Origin of the sequence: Amycolatopsis anabasis (assembly GCF_009765355.1) — a bacterium.
In the GTDB taxonomy this organism is placed as follows: domain Bacteria; phylum Actinomycetota; class Actinomycetes; order Mycobacteriales; family Pseudonocardiaceae; genus Amycolatopsis; species Amycolatopsis anabasis.
On record NZ_VTHK01000010.1, the window covers coordinates 230,661 to 240,545 of the forward strand.

Consider the following 9,885-nt stretch of genomic DNA (forward strand, 5'->3'; position numbering starts at 1 on the left):
TTCGAGTTCCCCGCCAGGATGGCACGATCACGCCGTGCCACTCCTCCACCAAACCAGGTCCCGGTCCGTTCGGGTAGCTGCCTTGGTCGGCGTCTGCCTGCTCGTCACGCTCAGCGCGTGCTCGACGGATCCCGCCGATGAGAAGCCGAAGCAGGTCACCGAGACGAAAGGGCCGGTCGGAGCCGTCCCCGCCGGGCTGGACAGATTCTATTCGCAGCCGGTGACCTGGGGAGACTGCGCATCTTACGCGACCTCGGACAGCACCCGGTCCGCGTACGCCTCGAAGGACCTGCAGTGCGCCCGGCTGACCGTGCCGCTGGACTACGCGAATCCCGGCGGCGACACGATCACCATCGGGATCCTGCGTCACCAGGCGAGCAAGCCCGACCAGCGGATCGGGGTGCTCGCGGTCAACCCCGGCGGCCCCGGGGCGTCCGGCATGCAGGCCGCCGCGAGCCTGGCGAGCCAGGTCGGGAAGAGCCCGCTGGGGGAGCGGTTCGACCTGGTGGGCTTCGATCCCCGCGGGGTGGGGTCCAGCCAGCCGCAGGTGCGCTGCCTGACCGGCCCGGAACGGGATGCCGAGCGTGCCGAGGACCTCGACACCGACGGCTCCCCCGAGGGGGTGGCCAAACAGGAGGCGGAGGCCAAGGACTTCGCGGCCAAATGCGCCCAGCGCACCGAGCACGGCGACGCGATGCTGGCGAATCTCGGCACCCGGGACGTGGTCAAGGACATGGACGTGCTGCGTTCGGCCCTCGGCGACGAGAAGCTGACCTACCTGGGCTATTCCTACGGCACCCGGATCGGCTACAGCTACGCCGAGGCGTTCGGTCGCAACGTCCGGGCGATGGTGCTCGACGGCGCGCTCGACCCCAGCCAGGACTCGGTCGAATCCCTGGTCGCGCAGGGTGCCGGGTTCGGCAAGGCGTTCGGGAAGTTCGCCGCGTGGTGCGCCCCGCAGCAGGACTGCGCGCTCGGCGGCGATCCGGCGGGCGCGACGAAGGCGTTCCAGGACCTGGCGCGACCGTTGATCGACAACCCGGTCGAAGTGGGCGACGGGCGCAGGCTGACCTTCGGCGACGCGACCCTCGCCGTGATCCAGGCCCTGTACTCGGAGCAGCTGTGGGAGACGCTCAACTCCGGGCTGAACGACCTCAAACGGGGGCGCGGCGCGACTCTGATGGCGCTGGCCGACCAGTACAACGAGCGGGACCGCAGCGGCAACTACGCGACCACGCAGGACGCGTTCACCGCGGTCCATTGCGTGGACGACCCCCGGGTGACCGACAAGAACGAGATCGCCGACGCGGAGCGGCGCTACGACGCGGCCGCCCCGTTCCTGGACGACGGCCGCCCGAACGGGCCCGCGCTGGACTCGTGCGCGTTCTGGCCGGTGCCCAACACCTCGCAGCCGCACCAGCCGACGGTCGAAGGCATCCCGCCGGTGCTGGTGGTCTCGACGACCAACGACCCGGCGACCCCGTACGAGGCGGGGGTCAACCTGGCCAAGGCGATGAAGGGCGGGCTGCTGACCTTCGAGGGCACCCAGCACACCGTCTTCCTGCAGGGCAACGCCTGCGTCGACGGCGCGGGCACCGCCTACCTGGTCAACGGCACCCTGCCCGCCGAGGGCACCCGCTGCTCGGGCTGACGCGGGCGGCAGGAAGGGACCTTCGCTACGGCTCAACCGGAGCGAGGGACCTTTACTCCTGTTGAACCGGAGTAAAGCTCCCTTCCTGCCGCGTTACCGACGTGCGCCGAGCCACCGGCCACTGCCAGGATTCGGGCGTGCCTACCTTCCGACTTTCCGGTCGATCCGCCGCGCTGGCCGCGGCGAGCCTGTTCGCCCTGGCCGCGTGTTCCGCGGATCCGCCACCCGAGCAGCCGCCCGCCCCGCCGCCGTCCACCAGCGCCACCCCCGACCCGGCCGCCCTGCAGAAGTACACGACGCAGAAGCTGACCTGGGGCGACTGCGCGCCGTACGCCTTCTCCGGGGCGACCCAGGAAGCGTTCCAGGTCAAGGGCGTGGACTGCGCCCGGCTGACCGTGCCGCTGGACTACCTCCGCCCGGACGGCCTGACGATCACGCTCGGGCTGCTCCGGCACAAGGCGGCCAAACCGGATCAGCGCATCGGATCGCTGGTCATGGACCCCGGTGGCCCCGGCGGGTCCGGCACCCAGGTCGCCGCCCAGCTCGTACCCGCGATCGAGAAGACCGCCCTCGGCGCGCGGTTCGACTTCGTCGGCTTCGACCCGCGCGGCGTCGGCGCGAGCCAGCCCCGAGTGCAGTGCCTGACCGATCAGGAACGGGATGCCCAGCGCGCCGAGTACCTGGAAGGCGACGGATCACCCGAAGGCGTCACCAAACAGGAAGCCCGCGCGAAGGATTTCGCCCAGAAATGCCTCCAGCGCACCGAGCACGGCGACGCGATGCTGGCCAACCTCGGTACCCGCGACGTCGCGCGCGACCTGGACGTGCTGCGCGCCGTGCTGGGTGACGAGAAGCTGACCTACCTCGGCTACTCCTACGGCACCCGGATCGGCTACACCTACGCCGAGATGTACCCGGGCAAGGTCCGCGCGATGGTGCTCGACGGCGCGGTGGATCCGGCGCAGGACGAGGTCGAGGGGAAGGTCCGGCAGGCCGAGGCCTTCGGCAAGTCGTTCGGCGAGTTCGTCAAATGGTGTGTCCAGCGTCCGGACTGCGCCCTCGGCCGGGACGAGGCCAAGGCGACCAAGACGTACCAGGACCTGGTCCGGCCGCTGGCCGACAAACCCGTCGACGCGGGCAAGGGCCGGGTCCTGTCGTACGAGGACGCGACGACCGCGACCGTCTCGGCGATGTACGCGAAGGAAGCCTGGGAACCCCTCAACTACGGCCTCGCCGAACTGGCCGCGCAGCGGACCGGTGGCGTGCTGCTGGCCATGGCCGACGAGTACAACGAGCGCGGCGAGGACGGCAAGTACACCGCCGCCGCGGACGCGATCGTGGCGATCAACTGCGTGGACGCCCGCAAGATCACCGACAAGAACCGGATCGCGGACGCGCAGAAGCGGGCGAACGAGGCGGCGCCGTTCGCCGACGACGGGAAACCGGACGGCGTGGCGCTCGGGCCGTGCGAGTTCTGGCCGGTGCCGAACACCTCGCAACCGCACGAGCCGAAGGCGGACGGGCTCGCCCCGACCCTGGTCATCTCGACGACCAACGACCCGGCGACCCCGTACCAGGCGGGCGTCAACCTGGCGAAGGCGCTGAAGGGTGGCCTGCTGACCGTCGAGGGGACCCAGCACACCGGTTTCCTGCGCGGCAATTCGTGCATCGACAAGGCCGGGATCGACTACCTGGTCACCCTGAAACTCCCCGCCGACGGCGCCCGCTGCTCCGGCTGACCCGGCGGCAGGAAGGGACCTTCGCTACGGCTCAACGGGAGCGAGGGACCTTTACTCCAGTTGAACCGTAGTAAATCTCCCTTCCTGCCGCCGCACGCCTCCGACCAGGAGACCCGGAGATCAGAACGGCGGGGCGACGGTGACCGGAACGTTCAGCTCCGAAAGGCTGAGTTCCAGCATGATCGCGCCCTCACTCGGCTGCTGCGGCGGAACCTGCATCCACACCCGCAGCAGATCCCGGCTCTCCGCCTGGCTGACCCAGAACTTCACGTCCACGTCGGCCTGGATCCCGGGCACCACCGCCGAGATGACGTCCTTGCCGAGCTTCCCGGTGACCCGGAAGGCCGGCACCTTGTCCAGCGCCTCCCTGCCCTCGGTCTTCGCCCCGGTCACCCCGAGCAGCAGCCGCCGCAGCCCGCGCGCCGGGTCGAGCACGGCCGCCGGGCTGAACTCCGCCGGGACCGGCCGCCGTTCTCGCGTCCCATCCCCCGAGGTGAGGTAGAGCGTGTCGCCCGCCAGAACGTAGTCGACGTCGAAGCGCTCGGTGGATTCCTGCACGTCCGCGCGGCCCTTCGCGACCCCGTGCGGACCGCCGTCACGGCTCGCCCGGCCCTCGATCTCCCGCACCTCGAGCCCGGGAATGTTGCCGCTCACGCCGAACCGGAAACGCGCGCTGCGCAGCCCGTCGACCGCGGCCGCGGCGGCGGTCACCAGGCCTTTGCCGTCGGGCAGGGGGCCGCTCGTGTCCGGCGACGACGTGCAGCCGGCAAGCCCTCCGAGGATCAGCAGGACCACCGGAAGAATTCGGCGGCAGAACATGTCGCGAGCGTAGCGAAATCGTGAACATCACCGGAGTTCAGGACGCCCCGGAGAACGTCCGCCGGTAGGTCAGCGGCGGCACCCCGACCTTGCTGTTCAGGTGCTGCCGCAGCGACGCCGCACTTCCCAGCCCCGCCTCCGCGGCCACCCGGTCGATCGGCAGGTCGGTGCTCTCCAGCAGATGCCGCGCGTGCAGCACCCGCTGCTGGGTCAGCCACGCCCGCGGGGACAACCCCGTCTCCGCCTTGAACCGCCGGCTGAACGTCCGCACGCTCATCCGCGCGTGCTCGGCGAGCCGGGCGAGCTCGAGCGGTTCGTGCAGCCGTTCCAACGCCCACGCCCGGGTCGCCGCCGTGCTGCCGTCCCCCGGCGGCGGCAGCGGGCGATCGATGAACTGCGACTGCCCGCCGTCCCGCCACGGCGGCACCACGCAGTACCGGGCGACCCGGTTGGCGACCTCGCTGCCGTGGTCCGCCCGCAGCACGTGCAGGCACAGATCGAGCCCGGCCGCCAGCCCGGCGGAGGTCAGCACGTCTCCTTCGTCCACGAACAGCACCTGCTCATCCAGGTCGACCCGCGGGTAGAGGCGCCGGAAATCCTCCGCGTACGCCCAGTGCGTGGTGGCCCGCCGCCCGTCGAGCAGCCCCGCCGCGCCGAGCACGAACGCCCCGGTGCAGATCGACATGATCCGCGCACCGGACGGAATCAGGCCGAGCGCGCGGGACAGCGCGGGCGACAGCCGCCCCTCCCGCCGCGGTTCCCACGCGCGCGTGCCCGGGATGATCACGGTGTCCGCTTCGGCCAGCGCCTCGGGGCCGTGGTCGAAAGCCGCCGAGAACCCGGCCGACACCCGGACCGGCTGGTCGTCCAGCCCGCAGATCCGCACGTCGTAGAGCTTGCGGCCCGCGGCGTCCGCCGCGCTCCCGAAGACCTGCGGCGGGATGGTCAGGTCGTAGCCGACCACCTCCGCCACCGCGAGCACGACCACCCGATGCGACATGGCCAGAGTCTTACACATATTGACTCGTCGGCCACTCGTCCGAGCCCCCTTGATCGGCGAAGCTCGTCCGGTGACTCAGATCGAGGAGACCTCCCGCCCGGCGACGCGGGGAACGCACTGGCCCTGGCTGGTCGCCGTCGCGGGCTTCGTCGCACTGGTCGGCGCCGCCGGATTCCGCTCGGCCCCGGGCGTGCTGATCGACCCGCTGCACGAGGAGTTCGGCTGGTCCCGGGGCACCATCTCGGCCGCGGTGTCGATCAACCTGCTCCTGTACGGCCTGATCTCGCCGTTCGCCGCCGCGCTCATGGAACGCTTCGGCATGCGCCGGGTCGTGGCCTCGGCACTGGTCCTGGTGTCCGCGGGCAGCGGGCTGACCGTGTTCATGACCGCGAGCTGGCAGCTCCTGCTGTGCTGGGGCGTGCTCGTCGGCGTCGGCACCGGATCGATGGCGCTCGCCTTCGTCGCCACGATCACCAGCCGCTGGTTCGTGAAGCACCGCGGCCTGGTCAGCGGCGTGCTCACCGCCGCCGGGGCCGCCGGGCAACTGGTCTTCCTGCCGATCATCGCCTCGCTCGCGGGCAGCCACGGCTGGCGCTCGGCCTCGCTCACCGTCGCCGTCGCCGCGCTGGTGGTCGTCCCGATCGTGCTGCTCTTCCTCCGCGACCAGCCGAGCGACGTCGGCACCACGGCCTACGGGGCGACCGAGGACATCCCGCCCCCGCCGCCGAACCGGGGCGCCGCGCGGCGCGCGCTGCGGGTGCTCGGCGACGCCGCCCGCACCCGGACGTTCTGGCTGCTCGCCGGCGGTTTCGCGATTTGCGGCGCCTCGACCAACGGCCTGATCAGCACCCATTTCGTCCCGGCCGCGCACGACCACGGGATGCCGCACACCACCGCCGCCGGGCTGCTCGCGCTGGTCGGGATCTTCGACGTGGCCGGGACCATCGCGTCGGGCTGGCTCACCGACCGGGTGGATCCGCGCTGGCTGCTCGGCGGCTACTACTTCCTGCGCGGCCTGTCCCTGCTCCTGCTGCCGCAGCTGTTCGCGCCGACCACCGAGCCGCCGATGTGGGCGTTCATCGTCTTCTACGGCCTCGACTGGGTGGCCACCGTGCCACCGACCGTCGCCCTGTGCCGGGAACGGTTCGGCATGACCGGGCCGATCGTGTTCGGCTGGGTGTTCGCCTCGCACCAGGTGGGCGCCGCGATCGCCGCGTTCGGCGCCGGATTCGCCCGCGACCACCTCGGCAGCTACGACCTCACCTGGTACGTCGCCGGTGGTCTCTGCGCGATCGCGGCTTACCTGTCCGTGAGGATTCGCTCATCCGGGGTTGTCGGCGCGTCGTGAAACATGGCTTTAACAAGTCGCGAATAGGGTGCGCCCATGGATCGCCAGCAGGAGTTCGTGCTGCGCACGCTGGAAGAACGTGACATCCGTTTCGTCCGACTCTGGTTCACCGACGTCCTGGGGTTCCTGAAGTCGGTGGCCGTCGCCCCCGCCGAGCTCGAGGGAGCCTTCAGCGAGGGCATCGGATTCGACGGATCGGCCATCGAAGGCTTCGCGCGTGTCTACGAATCGGACATGGTCGCCAAGCCCGACCCGGCCACCTTCCAGGTGCTGCCCTGGGAAACCCCCGAGGGCGGGCACTATTCGGCGCGGATGTTCTGCGACATCGCGATGCCCGACGGCTCGCCGTCCTGGGCGGATCCGCGGCACGTGCTGCGCCGCCAGCTGTCCAAAGCGGGCGAGGCCGGGTTCACCTGCTACGTGCACCCCGAGATCGAGTTCTTCCTGCTCGCCAACCTGCCCGAGGACGGCCGCGAGCCGGAGCCCGCGGACAACGGCGGCTACTTCGACCAGGCCAGCCACGCGACCGCGACCCACTTCCGCCGCCACGCCATCGAGACGCTCGAGGCGATGGGCATCTCGGTCGAGTTCAGCCACCACGAGGGCGCGCCCGGCCAGCAGGAGATCGATCTGCGCTACGCCGACGCGCTGACCATGGCCGACAACGTCATGACCTTCCGGTACGTGGTCAAGGAGGTCGCGCTGACCCAGGGCGTGCGCGCGACGTTCATGCCGAAACCGTTCACCCACCAGCCCGGCTCCGGGATGCACACCCACGTCTCGCTGTTCGAAGGCGACCGGAACGCGTTCTACCACCCGGAAGACCCGTACGAGCTGTCCGACACCGGCAAGGCGTTCGTCGCCGGCGTGCTGCACCACGCCCGGGAGATCTCCGCGGTCACCAACCAGTGGGTGAACTCCTACAAACGCCTGATCAGCGGCGGCGAGGCCCCGACGACCGTGTCCTGGGGCCGGGCCAACCGCTCGGCCCTGGTCCGGGTGCCGATGTACTCGCCGGGCAAGGCGTCCTCGCGCCGGGTGGAGATCCGCACCCTCGACTCGGCCTGCAACCCGTACCTGGCGTACTCGGTGATCCTGGCCGCGGGCCTGAAGGGCATCGAACAGGGCTACGAGCTGCCGCCCGCCGCCGAGGACAACATCTGGTCGCTGTCCGAACCGGAACGCAAGGCGGCCGGCTACGCCCAGCTGCCGCAGAACCTCGGCGAGGCGCTGACCGAGATGGAGCGGTCCGAACTGCTGCCGGAGGCGCTCGGCGAGCACGTCTACGACTTCTTCCTGCGCAACAAGCGGGTCGAATGGGACAACTACCGCAGCGCGGTCACTCCGTACGAACTCCGGACGCTGTTGCCGATGCTCTGAATGGCGGGTTGACCGGAAACCGGTGGGGTAGTGGGGTGAGCGCATGCGAAGGCTGGCTCTGCCCCTTGCCCTGCTCGCGATGCTGACCCTGGTGAGCCCGGCCGCCGCGGCCGGACGTCCCGGGCTCGGCTTCGACCTCGACCGGGCCACGATCCCCGAACTCCAGGCGCGCATGGCGCACGGCCGCCTCACCTCGGCGGCGCTGACCGACGCCTACCTCGACCGGATCGGGAAGGTCGACCGTGCCGTGCGTGCGGTGCTCCTGGTCGATCCGACCGCCCGGGAGCAGGCCCGGGCCAGCGACGAACGCCGCCGGACCGGCCGGTCGCGCGGCCCGCTCGACGGGATTCCGGTGCTGCTCAAGGACAACATCGACACCGCCGGGCTGGCGACCACGGCCGGATCCCGGGCGCTGCGCGGCACGCCGCCCGCCCGGGACGCGACGCTGGTACGACGGCTGCGCGACGCGGGCGCGGTGCTCCTCGGCAAGGCGAACCTCTCGGAATGGGCCAACTTCCGAGCCGCGAAGCCGACCTCCGGCTGGTCCGGGATGGGCGGCCAGACCCACAACCCGTACGTCCTGGACCGCAACCCGTGCGGTTCCTCCGCGGGGTCCGCGGCCGGGGTCGCGGCCTCGCTCGCGCAGGTCGCGATCGGCAGCGAGACCGACGGTTCGATCGTCTGCCCCGCCGGGATGACCGGGACCGTGGGGCACAAGCCGAGCTTGGGCCTGGTCAGCCGGACCGGGGTGGTGCCGATCTCCGCCGAGCAGGACACCGCCGGACCGATGGCCCGCAACGTCGTCGACACCGCGCTCACCCTGTCCGCGCTGCAAGGCCGCGACCCGGCCGACCCCGCGACCGGCCGGTATCCGGCCGATCAGCCCCGGGACTACGCCGCGCTGCTCCGGCCGGACGCCCTGCGCGGAGCGCGGATCGGCCTGTGGCGGCTGCCGGTGCTGGGGCCGGCGGTCGACGCGCTGATGACCAGGACCGCCGGACTGCTCCGGTCCCGCGGCGCCGAGGTCGTCGAGGTGGAGTTGCCGTACCAGAAGCGGCTCGGCGAACTGGAGTTCCCGGCCCTGCTCACCGAGTTCCACCGCGACATCGACCAGTACCTGAGCACGCGAACGGGCGTTCCGCGCGATCTGGCCGCACTGATCGAGTACAACCGCGACGACCCGCTGGAACGCACCTGCTTCGCCGGGCAGGAACTGTTCGAGCAGGCGCTCACCGCACCGGGACCGGACGATCCGGGGTACCGCGCGATGCGCGCGGAACTCACCGACCTCGCCGAGCGTTCTCTGGACGAAACGCTGGCGGGGCACCGGCTGGACGCGATCATCTCGCCGACCAACCCGCCCGCGTGGAAGACGAACTGCGCGACCGGGGACAACGACGTGATCCCGTCCTCGACCCCGGCCGCGGTCGCCGGTTATCCGGACGTCACCGTCCCGGCCGGGTTCGTCGGGGAGCTGCCGGTGGGCGTCTCGTTCATGGCGGGCCGCTGGGCGGACGCGAAGGTGCTCGCGCTCGCGGGAGCCTACGAACGGGCGAGCCACGCCCGCCGGGCGCCGCGCTACCTCGAGACAGTGGGGTAGCCGCGGTTTCGCCGCCCTGACCAGGAGTTTCACGTTTTGGTGACCCCCCTGTTTTCGAGGGGTTGGAGGGCATGTAATCTTTTCTTCGTCGCCAGGGACGCCGGGCCGACAGGGCGAAAGCCCCGAAGGACCGGCCGACCAGCCCGGGACGAGCGGACTTGACACCGCGGATCGGACCGAGTAACGTAGAGCGACGGGCCCGAAAGTGGGCCGCAAACCCTACGACTAAAGCGCAGGGTAGCGGTTTGCCTGGAGGAGCCAAAAAGCTTGAAGATTTGCCAGACAATTTGCGTGTTGTTTGAGAACTCAACAGTGTGCTAGTGAACTAAGCCAGTAGAGCTTTTATGT

The 9,885-nt window shown here is 70.8% G+C and carries 7 protein-coding genes; 5 read left to right on the forward strand and 2 right to left on the reverse strand.

The features are described 5' to 3' along the window. Positions 1-82: 82 nt before the first annotated feature. Entirely contained in the window at positions 83-1,651 is a 1,569-nt protein-coding gene (locus FXO23_RS16165; protein ID WP_246257321.1) for an alpha/beta hydrolase, read from the forward strand. A 137-nt stretch (positions 1,652-1,788) separates the two neighbouring features. Further along, positions 1,789-3,390, forward strand: a complete 1,602-nt coding sequence (locus FXO23_RS16170; RefSeq protein ID WP_246257325.1) for an alpha/beta hydrolase — start codon at positions 1,789-1,791, stop codon at positions 3,388-3,390. A gap of 120 nt (positions 3,391-3,510) precedes the next feature. On the opposite strand, the gene FXO23_RS16175 is transcribed toward FXO23_RS16170, so the two are convergent. Together FXO23_RS16175 and FXO23_RS16180 are read right to left on the reverse strand one after the other, a co-directional pair. Beyond that, positions 3,511-4,209 (reverse strand): LppX_LprAFG lipoprotein, encoded by a 699-nt coding sequence (locus FXO23_RS16175; RefSeq protein ID WP_158885571.1) that lies wholly within the window; start codon positions 4,207-4,209, stop codon positions 3,511-3,513. Between the two features lie 37 nt (positions 4,210-4,246). Next, positions 4,247-5,209, reverse strand: a complete 963-nt coding sequence (locus FXO23_RS16180; RefSeq protein WP_179956784.1) for a GlxA family transcriptional regulator — start codon at positions 5,207-5,209, stop codon at positions 4,247-4,249. Here FXO23_RS16180 and FXO23_RS16185 point away from each other — a divergent pair. The 3 genes from FXO23_RS16185 to FXO23_RS16195 are packed head-to-tail and all read left to right on the forward strand — an operon-like array spanning position 5,208 to position 9,537. Further along, a complete protein-coding gene (locus FXO23_RS16185) occupies positions 5,208-6,557 on the forward strand; it encodes an MFS transporter (RefSeq protein WP_158885576.1) in 1,350 nt (449 codons plus the stop codon). The two genes, FXO23_RS16180 and FXO23_RS16185, sit on opposite strands and share 2 nt — an antisense overlap. A 36-nt stretch (positions 6,558-6,593) precedes the next feature. Beyond that, positions 6,594-7,937: a type I glutamate--ammonia ligase gene (gene glnA, locus FXO23_RS16190; RefSeq protein WP_158885578.1), complete on the forward strand. Its 1,344-nt coding sequence runs from the start codon at positions 6,594-6,596 to the stop codon at positions 7,935-7,937. Positions 7,938-7,980: 43 nt separating this feature from the next. Then, complete coding sequence (locus tag FXO23_RS16195; RefSeq protein WP_158885580.1) at positions 7,981-9,537, forward strand: amidase; 1,557 nt, start codon at positions 7,981-7,983, stop codon at positions 9,535-9,537. Positions 9,538-9,885: the final 348 nt, after the last annotated feature.

Coding starts and splice junctions, on each gene's coding strand:
- glnA (WP_158885578.1), top strand. CDS start 6,594: ATGGATCGCCAGCAGGAGTTCGTGCTGCGCACGCTGGAAGAACGTGAC.
- FXO23_RS16185 (WP_158885576.1), top strand. CDS start 5,208: ATGGCCAGAGTCTTACACATATTGACTCGTCGGCCACTCGTCCGAGCC.
- FXO23_RS16195 (WP_158885580.1), top strand. CDS start 7,981: ATGCGAAGGCTGGCTCTGCCCCTTGCCCTGCTCGCGATGCTGACCCTG.
- FXO23_RS16180 (WP_179956784.1), bottom strand. CDS start 5,209: ATGTCGCATCGGGTGGTCGTGCTCGCGGTGGCGGAGGTGGTCGGCTAC.
- FXO23_RS16175 (WP_158885571.1), bottom strand. CDS start 4,209: ATGTTCTGCCGCCGAATTCTTCCGGTGGTCCTGCTGATCCTCGGAGGG.